Below are 15,599 nucleotides of genomic sequence, written 5' to 3' on the forward strand. Positions count from 1 at the left end.
TTTTCGAACGGAACACCGAATACCGCTATGGCAGGCTTGAAACCGGGCGCACCGACGCCGCAATCGATCACCGTGCACGGCCAGTCGCGCGTGCTCGAGGTGGGCTTCTCGGACGGCGCGACCTTCCGCATTCCGTTCGAGCTCATGCGCATCTACTCGCCCTCGGCCGAAGTGCAGGGCCATGGCCCGGGCCAGGAAGTGCTGCAGACGGGCAAGCGCGATGTCGAACTTGCCGACCTCGAACCGGTCGGCAACTACGCCGTGCAGCCCACCTTCAGCGATGGCCACAACACCGGCATCTACTCGTGGGACCTGCTCTACGAACTGGGCGCGAACCAGGCCGACCTGTGGGCGCAGTACGAGCGCCGGCTGGCCGAAGCGGGCATCGATCGCGATGCGCCGATGATCGACAAGGGCGGGTCTGCGTGCAGCAGCCACTGACGCTTTCAAAATCTCCGGTGCTATTGAAACGATAGCCCTCGAGGCAGCAGCGGCGCGCGCTGCAGCGTCTCTTCATTTGAAGAAAAAGCAACAAATGCCCGCCGTAGGCGCGGGGTCGTCGCCTTGATGTGTGGGCTTCCGGCCTAACATCGGTTGCATGAGTACAACCCACTTCGGCTTCGAGAAAGTCGACGAAAGCGAGAAGGCGCAACGCGTTCGCGGCGTCTTCGATTCGGTGGCCTCGCGCTACGACGTCATGAACGATCTGATGTCGGTGGGCCTGCACCGCGCGTGGAAGGCCTACACCGTGATGGTGGCGAACGTGGGCGAAGGCTCACGCGTGCTGGACATCGCGGGCGGCACCGGCGACCTCGCGCTCGCCTTCTCCAAGAAGGTCGGCGCCACCGGCCAGGTGGTGCACACCGACATCAACGAAGCCATGCTGAGCACCGGCCGCGACCGCCTGCTCGATGCCGGCGTCGCGCTGCCCACGCTGGTGTGCGATGCCGAGAAGCTGCCGTTTCCCGATGACCATTTCGACGTCGTGACGGTGGCCTTCGGTCTTCGCAACATGACGCACAAGGACGCCGCGCTCAAGGAAATGAACCGCGTGCTCAAGCCGCGCGGCAAGCTCCTGGTGCTCGAGTTCTCCAAGATCGCCAAGCCGCTCACCAAGGCCTACGACTGGTACTCCTTCAACGTGCTGCCGCGCCTTGGCAAGCTCGTGGCCGGCGACGACGCGAGCTATCGCTACCTGGCCGAATCGATCCGCATGCATCCCTCGCAAGAGGAGCTCAAGACCCTCATGAAAGAGGGCGGTTTCGGACATGTGGACTATCACAACATGACGGGTGGCATCGCTGCCCTGCATGTTGGAATCAAGTGTTGATGAGGCGAATTTTTCGCTCTAGAGGAGACGACATGAAAAGTTTGAGTTCTTTGTTCCTGGCAGCTGCGTTGGTGCTCGTGAGCGTGCAGGCCGACGCCGCCCGTGTGGGTGGCGGCAAGTCCTTCGGCCGCCAGTCGTCCAACGTGACGCAGCGCCAGTCCACGCCGCCTGCGGCCCCCGCGCAGCAGAACGCGACCAACTCGGCCGCCAAGCCCGCGACGCCCGCACCCGCAGCCGCCGCACCGAAGCGTCCGTGGGGCGCGATGCTCGGCGGTCTTGCCGCGGGCCTGGGCCTCGCATGGCTCGCACATTCGCTGGGCCTGGGCGCCGGCTTCGGCAACATCCTCCTGATCGGCCTGCTGGTGTTCGCCGCCTTCGCGGTGTGGCGCATCTTCAAGGCGCGTTCGGCTGCTTCGAACGGTGCCAATGGCCAAGGCGGCTTCGCGTTCCAGGGCGCCGGCGGCAACCCCGCCAACGCGAGCGCACCGGCGCAGTACAGCCCGGCCAACGTGGGCAACGATGCGTCGGCACGTCCATGGGAGCGTTCGGCAACGGCCTTCGATGCCACGCCGGCCGACGGTGACCGCCATGGCAGCAGCCTCTCTGCGGCAGGCGCCGCAGCCGGTGGCAGCATGATCGGTTCGGCGCTGGGCGGTTCGCAGTCCTGGGGCATCCCCGCGGGCTTCGATGTGGACGGTTTCCTCGGCGCCGCCAAGCGCAACTTCGTGACGCTGCAGGACGCATGGGACCGCGCCGACGTGTCGATGCTGCGCTCGATGATGACCGACGAGATGGTCGAGGAAATCCGCACCCAGCTGGCCGACCGTGCGAGCCACACCGGTGGCGCGTCGAACAAGACCGAAGTCGTGATGCTCGACGCCAAGCTGCTCGGCATCGAAGAGCTGCCCGACGCCTACATGGCGAGCGTGGAGTTCTCCGGCATGATCCGCGAGGACGCCTCGGCAGGCCCGGGTCCGTTCCGCGAAGTGTGGAACATGACCAAGCCGACCAGCGGCGGTGGCGGCTGGCTGGTTGCCGGCGTGCAGGCGCTGCAGTAAACGGCAGACGTTCGCGGCCGCCGGGCCGCGTACAGAAACGATAATGGGGACATGGCCACACCATCGTCCCCTTTTTCTTTTCTCGGCGACCTCTTCAACCGCATCGGCGAGCGCCTGCAGCCGCCGGACTGGGCGGTCCACGAGGTCCAGCACCGCGCGGTCCTGTTCCTCAACCACGTGCTGCAGCAGGAGCCCGAGGCCCAGCAGCGGCTGCTGCGCCAGCAGGGCAGGGTGGTGCGCTTCCAGTGGCGCTTCGTGACCATGGAGCTGGTGGCCACGCCGGCCGGCCTGCTCGACCTGGCACCGCCCGGTTCCACCCCTGAACTCACGCTCACCGTCACCGACGAATCCCCCTTCGAGATCGCCCGCGCCACGCTGCGCGGCGACAAGCCCTCGGTGCAGATCGTCGGCGACGTGCAGCTGGCCGCCGAGGTCAACTGGCTGGTGGACCATGTGCGCTGGGACGTCGAGGACGACCTCGCACGCGTGATCGGCGACGTGCCCGCGCACACCTTGGGCAACGGCGTGCGGCGTGTCGCCGCCGCGCTGCGCCAGTTCGTCGGCGACCGCACGGCCAAGGCCGGCGGTTCGGCGGGCTCGGCCGAATGAGGCGCTTCTACCGCGGCCTGTTCATCGTCTGGGTCGCGCTGCGCTACGGCCTGGACGAGCTCGTGCTCACGAGCTTCCAGAAGCCCTGGCTGCGCGTGGTGGCCCGCGTGGTCTCCGTCGGCCGCAACCTCGATGCGCCGCGCGGCCAGCGGCTGCGCGAGGCGCTCGAGCGCCTGGGCCCCATCTTCGTGAAGTTCGGCCAGGTGCTGTCGACCCGGCGCGACCTGCTGCCGCCCGACATCGCCGACGAACTCGCCTTCCTGCAGGACCGCGTGCCGCCGTTCCCTTCGGCCGTGGCCGTGGCGACCATCGAGCGCGCGTTCCGCCGCCCGGTGGGCGACGTCTTCGTGCAGTTCGACGAGACGCCGATCGCGAGCGCCTCGATCGCGCAGGTGCACTTCGCGACCATCCGCACCAACCAGGGCGAGATCCGCGATGTCGCGGTCAAGGTGCTGCGCCCCAACATGCGCGGCGTGATCGAAAAAGACCTGGCGCTCATGGCCATGATGGCCGGCTGGGTCGAGAAGCTCTCGCCCGACGGCAAGCGCCTGAAGCCACGCGAGGTGGTGGGCGAATTCGACAAGTACCTGCACGACGAGCTCGACCTGGTGCGCGAGGCCGCCAACGCGGCCCAGCTGCGCCGCAACATGGCCGAGCTGGACCTGGTGCTGATCCCCGAGATGTTCTGGGATTTCTGCCACCCCGAGGTGATCGTGATGGAGCGCATGAACGGCGTGCCCATCGCCCAGCTCGACCGTTTGCGCGCGGCCGGTGTCGACATTCCGAAGCTCGCGCGCGACGGCGTCACGATCTTCTTCACGCAGGTGTTTCGCGACGGTTTCTTCCACGCCGACATGCACCCGGGCAACATCCAGGTGAGCCTGGCGCCCGAGACCTTCGGGCGCTACATCTCGCTGGATTTCGGGATCATCGGCACGCTCACCGAGTCGGACAAGGAATACCTCGCGCAGAACTTCGTGGCGTTCTTCCGGCGCGACTACAAGCGCGTGGCCGAGCTGCACCTGGAAAGCGGCTGGGTGCCCGAAGGCACGCGCATCGACGAGCTGGAGGCGGCGATCCGCACCGTCTGCGAGCCGTACTTCGACCGGCCGCTGAAGGAAATCTCGCTCGGCATGGTGCTCATGCGCCTCTTCCAGACCTCGCGGCGCTTCCATGTGGAGATCCAGCCGCAGCTGGTGCTGCTGCAGAAGACGCTGCTCAACATCGAGGGCCTTGGCCGCCAGCTGGACCCCGAGCTCGACCTCTGGCACACCGCCAAGCCTTTCCTCGAGAAATGGATGGTCGACCAGATCGGGCCGAAGAAGCTGTTCCAGCAACTCAAGGCCGAAGCGCCACGCTACGCAAAATTGCTGCCGCAATTACCTCGATTGCTTCACGATTTCCTTGAGAATCGGCCACCCGATCACCGCCGCGAACTGCTGGAGCTGCTGGCCGCGCAAAAGCGCACCAACAAGTTGCTGCAGACCATCATCTACGGTGGCATAGGTTTTGTATTGGGGTTGCTCGCCATGCAATTGCTGGTGCGTGTGAAGTTGTTCTAGAGGAGATTCCCCGTGCTGCTGACGTTGGTTGTCGTCTATCTGCTGGTCACCATCGCCATCGGGCTCTATGCCGCCAAGCGGGTGAAGAACACCACCGACTTCGCCATCGCGGGGCGGCACCTGCCTCTCTTCATGATCGTCACGACCACCTTCGCGACCTGGTTCGGGTCCGAAACGGTGCTCGGCATCCCGGCCAAGTTCATCGAGGGGGGCCTCAACGGCGTGGTGGAGGACCCGTTCGGCGCGGGCACCTGCCTCATCCTGGTGGGCCTGTTCTTCGCGGGCAAGCTCTACCGCATGACGCTCCTGACCATCAGCGACTACTACCGCGAGCGCTACGGCCGCAGCGTCGAGGTGGCCTGCACGCTCATCATCATGCTGAGCTACCTGGGCTGGGTCTCGGCGCAGGTCACGGCGCTGGGGCTGGTTTTCAACGTGCTGTCGGCCGGCGCCATCAGCATTCCGCTGGGCATGGTGATCGGGGTGATCTCGATCCTGGCCTACACGCTCTTCGGCGGCATGTGGTCGGTGGCGGTGACCGACTTCATCCAGATGATCATCCTGGTCTCGGGCCTGGCGATCATCGCCATGTTCGCGGGCAACATGGCCGGCGGCGCCGACAAGGTGGTGGCCTTCGCGGTCAGCAAGGACCTCTTCAAGTTCTGGCCCGAGCCCAACTGGCACGACATGGTGTTCTTCTTCGCCGCCGCCATCACGATGATGCTGGGCTCCATTCCGCAGCAGGACGTGTTCCAGCGCGTGATGTCGGCCAACAGCGTGAAGGCCGCCACGCGCGGGCCGGTGATCGGCGGGGTGGCGTACATCCTCTTCGCCTTCGTGCCGATGTTCCTGGTGGCCAGCGCGCTCCTGATCATGCCGGACGAGGTCGCCGTGCTGCTGAAGGAAGATCCGCAGAAGGTGCTGCCCACGCTGGTGCTGCAGAAGATGCCGTTCGTGATGCAGGTGCTGTTCTTCGGCGCGCTGCTCTCGGCCATCAAGTCGACCGCCTCGGCCACGCTGCTGGCCCCGAGCGTCACCTTCACCGAGAACATCTGGCGCCAGTTCCGCCCCGCGGGCACCGACCGCGAGAACCTCCGGACCATGCGCATCACGGTGCTGCTGTTCAGCGCGGCCGTGCTGGCCTACGCGATCCGCATGCAGGGCACGCCGATCTACGAACTGGTCTCGGGCGCCTACCAGGTGCCGCTGGTGGGGGCGTTCGTGCCGCTGGTGTGCGGCCTCTACTGGCGCCGCGCCACCACGCAGGGGGCGATCGCGTCGATTCTTCTGGGCGTCGGCACCTGGCTGCTGTTCCTGGCCATGCCCTGGGGCGCCGTGTTCCCGGCCCAGTTGGCGGGCGTGCTGGCCTCGTTCACGGGCATGGTGGCCGGCTCGCTGCTGCCGCAGTGGGTAGCGAACACTCACACGCCGCACCGGCCGCTGGCCACCGAGCCGGCCTGAAACCGCCCCGGCGGCAGGGTGGGCCCTTATAATCGAGGGCTTTGCGAGCGGCAGCTGCGCCGCTTTCCGGACCCTATTTCCCCATGCCCATCTACGCCTACAAGTGCAGCGCCTGCGGCTTTGCCAAGGACGCTTTGCAGAAGATGTCCGACGCGCCCCTCACGGTGTGCCCGGCGTGCGGCGCCAGCGCCTTCGAAAAGCAGGTCACGGCCGCCGGTTTCCAGCTCAAGGGCTCGGGCTGGTACGTGACCGATTTCCGCGAAGGCGGCGGCAAGAAGGCCGAGCCGGCCACCGCCCCCGCGGCGAGCGAAGGCGCCAAGCCAGCCGAGTCTTCCTCCTCTTCCTCCAGCGCCGCCGCGCCGAGCCCCGCGCCTGCGCCGGCTCCCGCCGCTGCCCCCGCCCCAGCCGCCAAGAGCGGCGACTGAGATCACACCCATGCTCGCCCTGCGCAAATGGTTGTTCTCCGGCTTGCTGGTGATCGTTCCGCTGTTCATCACCCTGGCGGTGCTCAAGTGGATCATCGACACGCTGGACCAGACGCTCTGGGTGCTGCCGGTCATGTGGCAGAAGTGGCTGTTCGAGAACAACATCCGCGGCCTGGGCGTGCTGCTCACGCTGGCCATCCTGCTGGTGGTCGGCGCCATCGCGAGCAACTTCGTCGGCAAGCGGCTGCTCGGTTGGGGCGACGCCGTGGTGCGGCGCATTCCGGTCGTGCGCTCCATCTATTCGAGCGTCAAGCAGGTCTCCGACACGCTGTTCTCCGAGAACGGCAACGCGTTCCGCACGGCGGTGCTGGTGCAGTGGCCGCGCGAGAACGTGTGGACCATTGCCTTCGTGACCGGCGCGCCGGGCAACGAGGTGGCCGAGCACCTAGGCACCGAGGAATTCCTCAGCGTCTACGTGCCGACCACGCCCAACCCCACGGGCGGCTATTTCGTGATGCTCAAGCGCAGCGACTGCATCGAACTGAAGATGAGCGTGGACGAAGCGCTCAAGTACATCGTCTCGATGGGCGTGGTCGTTCCAGGCGGCCCCTCCACGGTGGCGATCAAGCCATCCAACTCATAAAAACGAACGCGCCACGACGGCGCCGGAAGTCATCTCCATGGCCATGCGTACTCACTATTGCGGTCTCGTGACCGAAGCCCTGATGGGCCAGACCGTCACCCTTTGCGGCTGGGTCAACCGTCGCCGCGACCACGGCGGCGTGATCTTCATCGACGTGCGCGACCGCGAAGGCTACGTGCAGGTGGTGTGCGATCCCGATCGCGCCTCCACCTTCGCCGTTGCCGAGAACCTGCGCAACGAGTTCTGCGTGCAGATCACCGGCCTCGTGCGCGCGCGCCCCGAAGGCACGACCAACGACAGCTTGAAGAGCGGCAAGATCGAAGTGCTGTGCCACGAGCTCAAGGTGCTCAACCCGTCGGTCACGCCGCCGTTCCTCTTGGACGACGACAACCTCTCGGAAACCACCCGCCTCACGCACCGCGTGCTCGACCTGCGCCGCCCCGCCATGCAGCGCAACATGATGCTGCGCTACAAGGTGACGATGGAGACGCGCAAGTTCCTCGATGCCAACGGCTTCATCGACATCGAGACGCCGATGCTGGGCAAGTCCACGCCCGAAGGCGCGCGCGACTACCTCGTGCCCAGCCGCGTGCACGACGGCAGCTTCTTCGCGCTGCCGCAGTCGCCCCAGCTCTTCAAGCAATTGCTGATGGTGGCCGGCTACGACCGCTACTACCAGATCGTCAAGTGCTTCCGCGACGAAGACCTGCGCGCCGACCGCCAGCCTGAATTCACGCAGATCGACATCGAGACCTCGTTCCTCGCCGAAGAGGAAATCCGCGAGATGTTCGAAGGGATGATCCGCACCGTGTTCCGCAACGCCGCGGGCATCGACCTTCCGGTGTTCCCGACCATGACGTACGGCGACGCGATGTTCAAGTACGGCTCGGACAAGCCCGACCTGCGCGTGAAGCTCGAATTCACCGAGCTCACCGAGCTGATGAAGCGGGTCGAGTTCAAGGTGTTCTCGAACGCCGCGACGCAAAAGGACGGTCGCGTGGTCGCATTGCGCGTGCCTGGCGGCGGCGGCGAGGGCGGCTTGTCGCGCGGTGAAATCGACGCGTACCAAGAGTTCGTCAAAATCTATGGCGCCAAGGGCCTGGCCTACATCAAGGTCAACGACGCGCAAGCCGGCCGCGAAGGCCTGCAGAGCCCGATCGTGAAGAACCTGGACGACGCCACGCTGGCCGAGATCATCGCCCGCACGGGTGCGCGCAACGGCGACATCCTGTTCTTCGGCGCCGACAAGGAAAAGGTCGTCAACGACGCCATCGGCGCGCTGCGCGTGAAGATCGGCCACAGTGCCTTCGGCAAGAAGAGCGGCCTGTTCGACGACCGCTGGGCGCCGCTCTGGGTGGTCGATTTCCCGATGTTCGAGTTCGACGAGGAAGGCCAGCGCTGGAGCGCCGTGCACCACCCGTTCACCGCACCCAAGGACGGCCATGAGGACCTCATGGACACCGCCCCCGAGAAGTGCATCGCCAAGGCCTACGACATGGTGCTCAACGGCATCGAGATGGGCGGCGGCTCGGTGCGTATCCACCGCGAGGAAGTGCAGAGCAAGGTGTTCCGCGCGCTGAAGATCAGCGCCGAGGACGCGCAGCTCAAGTTCGGCTTCCTGCTGGACGCGCTGCAGTACGGCGCCCCGCCGCACGGCGGCATCGCCATCGGCCTCGACCGCCTGGTGATGCTCATGACCGGCGCCGAGTCGATCCGCGACGTGATCGCCTTCCCCAAGACCCAGCGCGCGCAAGACCTGCTGACGCAGGCGCCGAGCCCGGTCGACGAGAAGCAGCTGCGCGAACTGCACATCAAGCTGCGCAACACCCCCCAAGCTGTGTGATGCGCCCATGACGACGAGCCCCCGGCCCTGGAAGATCCCGGAGTCGGTGCTGGTCGTCATTCACACGCCGGCGCTCGACGTGCTGCTGATCCGGCGCGCCGATGCCAACGACTTCTGGCAATCGGTCACCGGCAGCAAGGACGCGGCCGACGAGCCGCTCGCGCTCACCGCCGCGCGCGAGGTGGCAGAGGAAACCGGCATCGAATGCGGCGAGGGCACTGCGCTCGCCTCGCAGCTGGTCGACTGGCAACTGCGCAACATCTACGAGATCTACCCCGGCTGGCGCACGCGCTACGAACCCGGCGTCACGCACAACACCGAGCACCTGTTCGGCCTCTGCGTGCCCGAACGCCTGACCCCCACGCTCGAGCCGCGCGAACACACCGACTGGCAATGGCTGCCGTACCAGGAGGCGGCCGATGCGTGCTTTTCCCCGTCGAACGCCGAAGCCATTCTGTTGCTGCCAGAATTTGCGCGATGAACCAGCCGGCAGCACCAGCAGCAGCGCACAGCCTCCGGGTCGCGACCTACAACATCCACAAGGGTGTGCAGGGCATCGGGCCCGCCCGGCGCCTGGAGATCCACAACCTCGGCCACGCCATCGAACAGCTCGACGCCGACATCATCTGCCTGCAGGAAGTGCGCAAGATGAACCGGCAGGCGGCCGCCCGCTTTGCGCGCTGGCCCGAGCTGCCGCAGGCGGATTTCCTCGCGCCCGAGGGCTACACCGCGGTCTACGAGACCAACGCCGTCACGCGCCACGGCGAGCACGGCAATGCGCTGCTCACGCGCTGGCCCGTGATCCGCACCGGCCACCAGGACATCTCCGACCACCGCTTCGAGCAGCGCGGGCTGCTGCACGTCGTGATCGAGGTCGAAGGCCAGCCGGTGCATGCCATCGTGGTGCACCTGGGCCTCATCAAGGGCAGCCGTGTGCGGCAGATCGCGCGCCTGCGCGAGTTCATCGACCGCGAAGTGCCGGCCGGCGAGGCCGTGGTGGTGGCCGGCGATTTCAACGACTGGGGCGCGCGCATGCGCTACGCGATGAACGCGATGGGCCTGCGCGACGCGAGCGACCTGCGCGGCCCGCGCACGCTCACCTACCCCTCGCGCCTGCCGGTGGCGCAGCTCGATTTCGTCTACGGCCGCAAGCTCGAGCCCGTGTCGTGCTCCGTGCCGCGCGGTCCGATCTGGGCCCGCATGTCCGATCACCTGCCGCTGGTAGCCGATTTCTCGCTACCTAATTGATAGCATCTCTCCGAGAAGGGGCGGGCGTTGCAGCCTGAATGCCCTGGAGTCATTCACTGGTACGATCCCCGCCATGCTGAGGAAAACCGACGTCGAACCGCTCCCCGATCGAAAAGACGATGACGAGGGCACGCCCGTCTCCGTCAAGATCCGCGAGCGCCTGAATGCAGCGCGAAAGCGCTTCAACGCCAACGACAACATTGCCGAGTTCATCGAGCCGGGCGAGCTGGAGTCGCTGCTCGACGAGGTCGAGGTCAAGATGAAGGCCGTGCTCGAGAGCTTGGTCATCGACGTGGCGAACGACCACAACACCGACAACACCGCGCGCCGCGTCGCCAAGATGTACCTGAACGAGGTGTTCCGCGGCCGCTATGTGCCGCCGCCCGCCCTCACCGAATTCCCCAACGCCGAGCACCTGAACGAGCTGATGATCGTCGGCCCGATCACCGTGCGCAGCGCCTGCTCGCACCACTTCTGCCCGATCATCGGCAAGCTGTGGATCGGCGTGATGCCCAACGAGCACACCAACGTGATTGGCCTCTCGAAGTACGCGCGCCTGGCCGAGTGGGTCATGGGCCGTCCGCAGATCCAGGAAGAGGCCGTGGTGCAGCTGGCCGACCTGATCCAGGAAAAGACGCAGCCCGACGGCCTTGCGCTCGTCATGGAAGCCGAGCACTTCTGCATGGCCTGGCGCGGCGTGAAGGAAATGGACAGCAAGATGATCAATTCCGTGATGCGCGGCGTGTTCCTCAAAGACCCGAGCCTGCGCCGCGAATTCCTTTCCCTGTTGCCCAGAAAGAGCTGAACATGCTGGTCCGTCTTCTCTACGCGAGCCGCGCCGTCGACACCAGCCCCGCGGCCATCGAGGCGATCCTCACGAAATCGCGCACGCACAACCCGGCGTGCGGCATCACCGGCATCCTCTGCTACGGCGCCGGCACCTTCCTGCAGGCGATCGAGGGCGGGCGCGACGCCATCAGCGACCTCTACGGCCACATCCAGCGCGATGCGCGCCACAAGGACGTGGTGTTGCTGCACTACGAGGAAATCTCCGAGCGCCGTTTCGGCGGCTGGACGATGGGGCAGGTCAATCTCTCGAAGCTCAACGCCTCGACGCTGCTGAAGTATTCCGAGAAGCCCGAGCTCGATCCGTACAAGGTGTCGGGCAAGGTCTCGCTGGCGCTGCTGGAAGAACTGATGGCCACGGCTGCCATCGTCGGCCGCCACTGATCCTCCAGAGGGGTGCCGCTCTCCGCCTTCGCGCTGATCCTGCTCGCAGGGATCATCCACGCCGGCTGGAACATCGCCGCCAAGAAGGCGAACGGCGACGTCCGCTTCAGCTTCCAGACGAGCGTGTTCAACATGCTCATCTGGGCGCCCGTGGGCATCACGCTGGGCTGGAACGTGGTGCCGGGCTGGGGCCTCACCGAATGGGGCTTCGTCGTGCTCAGCGGCGTGCTGCACATCTTCTATTTCATCGTGCTGCTGCGCGGCTATCGCAGGTCCGACCTGACGGTGGTCTATCCGCTGGCGCGCGGCTCGGGGCCGCTCCTGTCGTCACTCGCGGCGGTGCTGTTCCTGGGCGAGCGGATCAGCGCGATCGGCGTGGCGGGCATCGCGGGCGTGGTGGGCGGCGTGTTCCTGGTTGCCGGCGGCCCCAAGCTCTGGCGCAAGGCGCATGACCCGGTGCAGCGCGAGCGCGTGCTCAAGGGCATTCGCTACGGCGTGCTGACCGGCGGCTTCATCGCGGCGTACACGGTGGCCGACAGCTATGCGGTCAAGTTCCTGGCCATGTCGCCGATCCTGCTCGACTACTTCGGCAATCTCGTGCGCATGGTGCTGCTCGCGCCCGTGGCGCTGAAAGACCGTGCGACCACCGCGCGCATGTGGCGCGCGCAATGGAAATACGCGCTGCTGGTGGCGGCGGTGAGCCCGGTGTCCTATGTGCTCGTGCTCTATGCGGTGCAACAGGCGCCGATCTCGCACGTCGCACCGGCGCGCGAGGTGTCGATGCTGTTCGCCGCGCTGATCGGCGGGCACTTGCTGCGCGAAGGCGACCGGCTGCTGCGGCTCCTGGGCGCGCTCTTCATCGCGGCCGGCGTCGTGGCGCTCGCGCTGGGCTGACCTCATGCTCTTTGGCTGCGATTTCTCGAGCGCGCCGACGGCACGCAAGCCGATCGTGGTGGCCATCGGGGACATCGGGACCATCGGGGCCACCGGCGAGATGGCCGGCGCAGGCAGCGTCGCGCTGACCGGGCTGCATCGCTTTGCAACGCTCCAGGCTTGGGGCCAATGGCTGCGCGACACGCCCGCATGGGTCGGCGGTTTCGACTTTCCCTTCAGCCTGCCGCGCGATCTGGTCGAGCACCTGAAATGGCCGCTCGAATGGGCGCCGCTGATGGCGCACTACGCGAGCCTCGGCCGCGCCGAGATCCGCGACACCTTCGCCGCCTTCTGCGCCGCGCGGCCCGTCGGCGGCAAGTTCGCGCACCGGGCGGCCGATGCGCCCGCGGGGTCGAGCCCCTCGATGAAGTGGGTCAATCCGCCAGTCGCCTTCATGCTGCATGCGGGCGTGCCGCCGCTGCTGGCGGCCGGTGCCAGCCTGCCGGGCCTGCACGTGGGCAGCCGCACGGACCGCATCGCGCTGGAGGCCTATCCGGGCCTGCTGGCGCGCGAGTTGATCGGCCGCCGCAGCTACAAGAGCGACGACCTCGCCAAGCAGACGCCCGAGCGCCTCGCGGCCCGCACCGACCTGCTCGCCGCGCTCGAAGCGGGCGCGACGCGGCTCGGCCTTCGGCTCGAGCTCGGCGCTGCCCAGCGGGCCGAGTTGCTGGCCGACGCCCGCGGCGACCACATCGACGCGGTGCTGTGCCTCGTGCAGGCCGCCTGGGGCCTGCAGCGGGCCGCGAGCCCCGGCCCCGGCTACGGATTGCCCCTGCAATTCGATCCGCTTGAAGGATGGATCGTCACGGCTTGAGCCTTCTTGTCCTACGCCGCTTCGGGCCTCCGGCCACGTTCCGGGGCGACGGGCGGCGACTAGATTGAAATGAGTGGGTCATACCGGCCCACGCATCTCATCCACACAGGAAGGAAGCGACATGAACAAGGACCAAGTGGCAGGCCGCGTCGACGAAGCCAAGGGCAAGCTCAAGGAAGTGACCGGCAAGGTCGTCGGCAACGAGAAGCTCGAAGGCGAGGGCGTTGCCGACCAGGCCGCCGGCAAGGTGCAGAAGACCTACGGCGACGTGAAGGAAAAGGCCAAGGACGCCATCAAGTCGGGCGCCGACAAACTGTGACCGACCCAGGTTGCGCCGCAAGCACTGCAAGGGGCGCAACCCTTTTCTCGTTCCATTTCCATGCGAACGATTGACTGGAGGATTCCAATGAACAAACCCCGACAACCCATCGCCATGCCGTCTTCGCGCGCATGGCTCGCCGTGCTTGTGGCCGGCGCCATGCTGACGCTGGCCGCTTGCGACAAGTCCGACAACCGCACCGCTGGCGAAAAGCTCGACAGCGCGGTCGCCAAGACCGAGCAGGCTGCCGAAACCGCCGCCGCCAAGACCGGCGAAGCCATGAAGGACGCCAAGGCGAAGGTCGATGCTTCCGGCACCACCTCCGAGGTGAAGGACGGCATGGCCAACGTGAAGGAAGCCGCCAAGGACGCCGGCGCCGCCGTGAGCGCGACCGTGGACGATGCGGCCATCACCGCGTCGGTGTCCGCGGGCCTGGCGAAGGACCCGGACCTGAGCGCGATCAAGATCAACGTCGACACCAAGGGCGGCGCGGTGAGCCTGAAGGGCCCGGCGCCCACGGCAGCGGCGAAGGCCCGCGCCGAGGAAATCGCCAAGGGCGTGCAGGGCGTGACTTCGGTGAGCAACGAGCTCGAAGTAAAGAGCTGATCGTTCTTCTCTTCCCAATGAAAAAGCCCGGTTCGTCCGGGCTTTTTTCATGGACGGGCCGCTTGGGCCCGGTTGATCGGTCGGTCAGTGGCCGAGCCAGTCCTTCAGTTCGTCGGCGTGTTCTTCCTCGTCGGAAAGAATGTCCTCGAGCATGCGGCGGGTGGTCGGGTCCTTGTCGCCGATCAGCACGATCATCTGTCGGTACGACTCCACCGCGATGCGCTCGGCCACCAGGTTGGCGCGCACCATGGCCTGCAGGTCGGTCGATTCGTCGTAGCCCGCGTGGCTGCGCTCCAGCAGATGGCCGGGCGCGAAGTCGGGCTCGCCGCCCAGCTGCACGATGCGCTCGGCAATGCGGTCGGCGTGGGCCGATTCCTCGTTGGCGTGCACAAGGAACTCGTCGGCAATCGCGGGCGAGGAGACGCCGCTGGCGGTGAAGTAATGGCGCTTGTAGCGCAGTACGCAGACCAGCTCGGTGGCGAGCGCGTCGTTCAGCAGCTTGACGACGTCGTCGCGCCATGGCCCGTAGCTGGGCGTCACGGCGCCTTCGTCCAGGCTTTGGCCTGCGGCGTCGATGGCGCTCTGGTCCAGCACCAGGCGCTGGTGGGAATCCGCTGCCTTGGCGGAGGAAGCATCGGCTTTCATGGAGGGTCCTTTCGTGGGGGGCTTGAGGTCTTCTGCATCAACGTGTTGACGACGTCAGCCACGTCGGATGTCTTGAGCACCGCTGCCAGCACGGCAGTGACCGACAGCAGCCGCCACGGCTTCACGAGCACCAGCAATGCGCCGGTGGCCGCGGCCGCGGCCATGAGCTTGGCCGGCTCCTTGCGCGCGTAGTGTTCGAGCAAGGGGCGGGCGAGCTGGCCCATCGCATGGGCCGGGTGACGGCGCCACCAGCGCTGCGCCACGCTGCGCGCCACCGCACCCCAGACGTTGCCCCTGCCGTGCGGGCGGGCATCGTGGGGCGGCGCGGTCGAGGCGTCGTGGTGCGCGTATTCGAGGTCGTCGTCGTCGTAGGGTTCGGAGGCCGGATGGCGCTCGTCGCGCGCGTAATCGCCGCCATGGAGTTGCCTCACGAGCGCGCGGCGCGAAATGGCCAGGCGCTGTTGCGGGGTCAGCAAGGGGCGTTCATCGCGCGTCATGGTCAGCTCCAGCAGTGCGCAAGGCCTGCAGGTCGGCCTCCAGTTGCGAGCGAAGGTCTTCGAAACCGTAGCCCGGGCTCGGGCGCGTCGCGTACCAGCCGCAGATGGCCGCGATCACCACGGCCACGCCGGGCACGGCCACCAGCACCCAGTGAAAGCTGCCGTGCAGCACGCCGAGCAGCACGGCCACGCCGATCAGCCCGAGGGCCAGCATGACGCTGGCGGCGGCCAGCACCCCCGCGACGATGCGGGCGACAAGACCGCGCCCCGCCTGTGCAGATTCCTGGCGGACGAGGGCGGCGTAGTTGGCGAGGTGTTCAGCGACGAGATCCGGATGCCCGAGCACCGTGGAGAAGATCGGATGAAGCATGGTGCC

20 protein-coding genes are annotated in these 15,599 nt (G+C 66.8%); 17 read left to right on the forward strand and 3 right to left on the reverse strand.

Annotated features, from left to right (window positions below; genetic code table 11):
* Positions 1-27 precede the first annotated feature (27 nt).
* From JC881_RS07750 to JC881_RS07830, 17 genes are all read left to right on the forward strand, one after another.
* The gene (locus tag JC881_RS07750; RefSeq protein WP_198785148.1) at positions 28-441 is read left to right on the forward strand and encodes a gamma-butyrobetaine hydroxylase-like domain-containing protein; all 414 of its coding nucleotides are present in this window, start codon (positions 28-30) and stop codon (positions 439-441) included.
* A gap of 157 nt (positions 442-598) precedes the next feature.
* Positions 599-1,330, forward strand: coding sequence for a bifunctional demethylmenaquinone methyltransferase/2-methoxy-6-polyprenyl-1,4-benzoquinol methylase UbiE (gene ubiE / locus JC881_RS07755; protein ID WP_198785149.1), 732 nt, complete (start codon positions 599-601; stop codon positions 1,328-1,330).
* 32 nt (positions 1,331-1,362) lie between these two features.
* Positions 1,363-2,388, forward strand: coding sequence for a Tim44 domain-containing protein (locus tag JC881_RS07760; protein ID WP_198785150.1), 1,026 nt, complete (start codon positions 1,363-1,365; stop codon positions 2,386-2,388).
* Positions 2,389-2,439: 51 nt separating this feature from the next.
* Complete coding sequence (locus JC881_RS07765) at positions 2,440-2,997, forward strand: ubiquinone biosynthesis accessory factor UbiJ (protein ID WP_198785151.1); 558 nt, start codon at positions 2,440-2,442, stop codon at positions 2,995-2,997.
* On the forward strand, positions 2,994-4,559 hold the full coding sequence (gene ubiB, locus JC881_RS07770; RefSeq protein ID WP_198785152.1) for a ubiquinone biosynthesis regulatory protein kinase UbiB: 1,566 nt from the start codon (positions 2,994-2,996) through the stop codon (positions 4,557-4,559). Before JC881_RS07765 ends, ubiB begins: the two co-directional genes overlap by 4 nt.
* A 12-nt stretch (positions 4,560-4,571) precedes the next feature.
* On the forward strand, positions 4,572-6,020 hold the full coding sequence (locus tag JC881_RS07775; RefSeq protein ID WP_198785153.1) for a sodium:solute symporter family protein: 1,449 nt from the start codon (positions 4,572-4,574) through the stop codon (positions 6,018-6,020).
* A gap of 83 nt (positions 6,021-6,103) precedes the next feature.
* Positions 6,104-6,445, forward strand: coding sequence for an FmdB family zinc ribbon protein (locus JC881_RS07780; protein ID WP_198785154.1), 342 nt, complete (start codon positions 6,104-6,106; stop codon positions 6,443-6,445).
* Between the two features lie 10 nt (positions 6,446-6,455).
* Entirely contained in the window at positions 6,456-7,088 is a 633-nt protein-coding gene (locus JC881_RS07785) for a DUF502 domain-containing protein (RefSeq protein ID WP_042579585.1), read from the forward strand.
* A gap of 37 nt (positions 7,089-7,125) precedes the next feature.
* Complete coding sequence (gene aspS / locus JC881_RS07790; protein WP_198785155.1) at positions 7,126-8,931, forward strand: aspartate--tRNA ligase; 1,806 nt, start codon at positions 7,126-7,128, stop codon at positions 8,929-8,931.
* Positions 8,932-8,938: 7 nt separating this feature from the next.
* Positions 8,939-9,412 (forward strand): dihydroneopterin triphosphate diphosphatase, encoded by a 474-nt coding sequence (nudB, locus tag JC881_RS07795; RefSeq protein ID WP_198785156.1) that lies wholly within the window; start codon positions 8,939-8,941, stop codon positions 9,410-9,412.
* Positions 9,409-10,179, forward strand: a complete 771-nt coding sequence (locus JC881_RS07800) for an endonuclease/exonuclease/phosphatase family protein (protein WP_198785157.1) — start codon at positions 9,409-9,411, stop codon at positions 10,177-10,179. Before nudB ends, JC881_RS07800 begins: the two co-directional genes overlap by 4 nt.
* A 73-nt stretch (positions 10,180-10,252) precedes the next feature.
* Positions 10,253-10,984 carry a GTP cyclohydrolase I gene (gene folE, locus JC881_RS07805; RefSeq protein ID WP_042579581.1) on the forward strand — a complete coding sequence of 244 codons (732 nt, stop codon included), beginning with the start codon at positions 10,253-10,255 and terminating at the stop codon, positions 10,982-10,984.
* A 2-nt stretch (positions 10,985-10,986) separates the two neighbouring features.
* A complete protein-coding gene (locus JC881_RS07810; RefSeq protein WP_042579580.1) occupies positions 10,987-11,409 on the forward strand; it encodes a BLUF domain-containing protein in 423 nt (140 codons plus the stop codon).
* A gap of 12 nt (positions 11,410-11,421) precedes the next feature.
* Positions 11,422-12,303, forward strand: coding sequence for an EamA family transporter (locus tag JC881_RS07815; protein ID WP_198785158.1), 882 nt, complete (start codon positions 11,422-11,424; stop codon positions 12,301-12,303).
* A 4-nt stretch (positions 12,304-12,307) separates the two neighbouring features.
* A complete protein-coding gene (locus JC881_RS07820) occupies positions 12,308-13,156 on the forward strand; it encodes a DUF429 domain-containing protein (protein WP_198785159.1) in 849 nt (282 codons plus the stop codon).
* A gap of 121 nt (positions 13,157-13,277) precedes the next feature.
* Positions 13,278-13,475, forward strand: a complete 198-nt coding sequence (locus JC881_RS07825; RefSeq protein WP_198785160.1) for a CsbD family protein — start codon at positions 13,278-13,280, stop codon at positions 13,473-13,475.
* An 87-nt stretch (positions 13,476-13,562) separates the two neighbouring features.
* Positions 13,563-14,081 (forward strand): BON domain-containing protein, encoded by a 519-nt coding sequence (locus JC881_RS07830; RefSeq protein ID WP_198785161.1) that lies wholly within the window; start codon positions 13,563-13,565, stop codon positions 14,079-14,081.
* Positions 14,082-14,165: 84 nt separating this feature from the next.
* On the opposite strand, the gene JC881_RS07835 is transcribed toward JC881_RS07830, so the two are convergent.
* From JC881_RS07835 to JC881_RS07845, 3 genes are read right to left on the reverse strand one after another with little or no spacing between them, the layout of a single operon-like run.
* Positions 14,166-14,726 (reverse strand): ferritin-like domain-containing protein, encoded by a 561-nt coding sequence (locus JC881_RS07835; protein WP_198785162.1) that lies wholly within the window; start codon positions 14,724-14,726, stop codon positions 14,166-14,168.
* A complete protein-coding gene (locus JC881_RS07840) occupies positions 14,723-15,223 on the reverse strand; it encodes a hypothetical protein (protein ID WP_198785163.1) in 501 nt (166 codons plus the stop codon). The genes JC881_RS07835 and JC881_RS07840 overlap by 4 nt, the downstream gene beginning before the upstream one ends.
* Positions 15,210-15,593 carry a phage holin family protein gene (locus JC881_RS07845; RefSeq protein WP_198785164.1) on the reverse strand — a complete coding sequence of 128 codons (384 nt, stop codon included), beginning with the start codon at positions 15,591-15,593 and terminating at the stop codon, positions 15,210-15,212. Before JC881_RS07845 ends, JC881_RS07840 begins: the two co-directional genes overlap by 14 nt.
* Positions 15,594-15,599: the final 6 nt, after the last annotated feature.

This window comes from Variovorax sp. IB41 (assembly GCF_016405905.1).
In the GTDB taxonomy this organism is placed as follows: Bacteria; Pseudomonadota; Gammaproteobacteria; order Burkholderiales; family Burkholderiaceae_C; genus Variovorax.

Bases quoted from the DNA above. Each gene is read 5' to 3' on its own strand.
- JC881_RS07750 (WP_198785148.1), top strand. From the start codon at position 28: ATGGCAGGCTTGAAACCGGGCGCACCGACGCCGCAATCGATCACCGTG.
- ubiE (WP_198785149.1), top strand. From the start codon at position 599: ATGAGTACAACCCACTTCGGCTTCGAGAAAGTCGACGAAAGCGAGAAG.
- JC881_RS07760 (WP_198785150.1), top strand. From the start codon at position 1,363: ATGAAAAGTTTGAGTTCTTTGTTCCTGGCAGCTGCGTTGGTGCTCGTG.
- JC881_RS07765 (WP_198785151.1), top strand. From the start codon at position 2,440: ATGGCCACACCATCGTCCCCTTTTTCTTTTCTCGGCGACCTCTTCAAC.
- ubiB (WP_198785152.1), top strand. From the start codon at position 2,994: ATGAGGCGCTTCTACCGCGGCCTGTTCATCGTCTGGGTCGCGCTGCGC.
- JC881_RS07780 (WP_198785154.1), top strand. From the start codon at position 6,104: ATGCCCATCTACGCCTACAAGTGCAGCGCCTGCGGCTTTGCCAAGGAC.
- JC881_RS07785 (WP_042579585.1), top strand. From the start codon at position 6,456: ATGCTCGCCCTGCGCAAATGGTTGTTCTCCGGCTTGCTGGTGATCGTT.
- aspS (WP_198785155.1), top strand. From the start codon at position 7,126: ATGGCCATGCGTACTCACTATTGCGGTCTCGTGACCGAAGCCCTGATG.
- nudB (WP_198785156.1), top strand. From the start codon at position 8,939: ATGACGACGAGCCCCCGGCCCTGGAAGATCCCGGAGTCGGTGCTGGTC.
- JC881_RS07800 (WP_198785157.1), top strand. From the start codon at position 9,409: ATGAACCAGCCGGCAGCACCAGCAGCAGCGCACAGCCTCCGGGTCGCG.
- folE (WP_042579581.1), top strand. From the start codon at position 10,253: ATGCTGAGGAAAACCGACGTCGAACCGCTCCCCGATCGAAAAGACGAT.
- JC881_RS07810 (WP_042579580.1), top strand. From the start codon at position 10,987: ATGCTGGTCCGTCTTCTCTACGCGAGCCGCGCCGTCGACACCAGCCCC.
- JC881_RS07820 (WP_198785159.1), top strand. From the start codon at position 12,308: ATGCTCTTTGGCTGCGATTTCTCGAGCGCGCCGACGGCACGCAAGCCG.
- JC881_RS07825 (WP_198785160.1), top strand. From the start codon at position 13,278: ATGAACAAGGACCAAGTGGCAGGCCGCGTCGACGAAGCCAAGGGCAAG.
- JC881_RS07830 (WP_198785161.1), top strand. From the start codon at position 13,563: ATGAACAAACCCCGACAACCCATCGCCATGCCGTCTTCGCGCGCATGG.
- JC881_RS07835 (WP_198785162.1), bottom strand. From the start codon at position 14,726: ATGAAAGCCGATGCTTCCTCCGCCAAGGCAGCGGATTCCCACCAGCGC.
- JC881_RS07840 (WP_198785163.1), bottom strand. From the start codon at position 15,223: ATGACGCGCGATGAACGCCCCTTGCTGACCCCGCAACAGCGCCTGGCC.
- JC881_RS07845 (WP_198785164.1), bottom strand. From the start codon at position 15,593: ATGCTTCATCCGATCTTCTCCACGGTGCTCGGGCATCCGGATCTCGTC.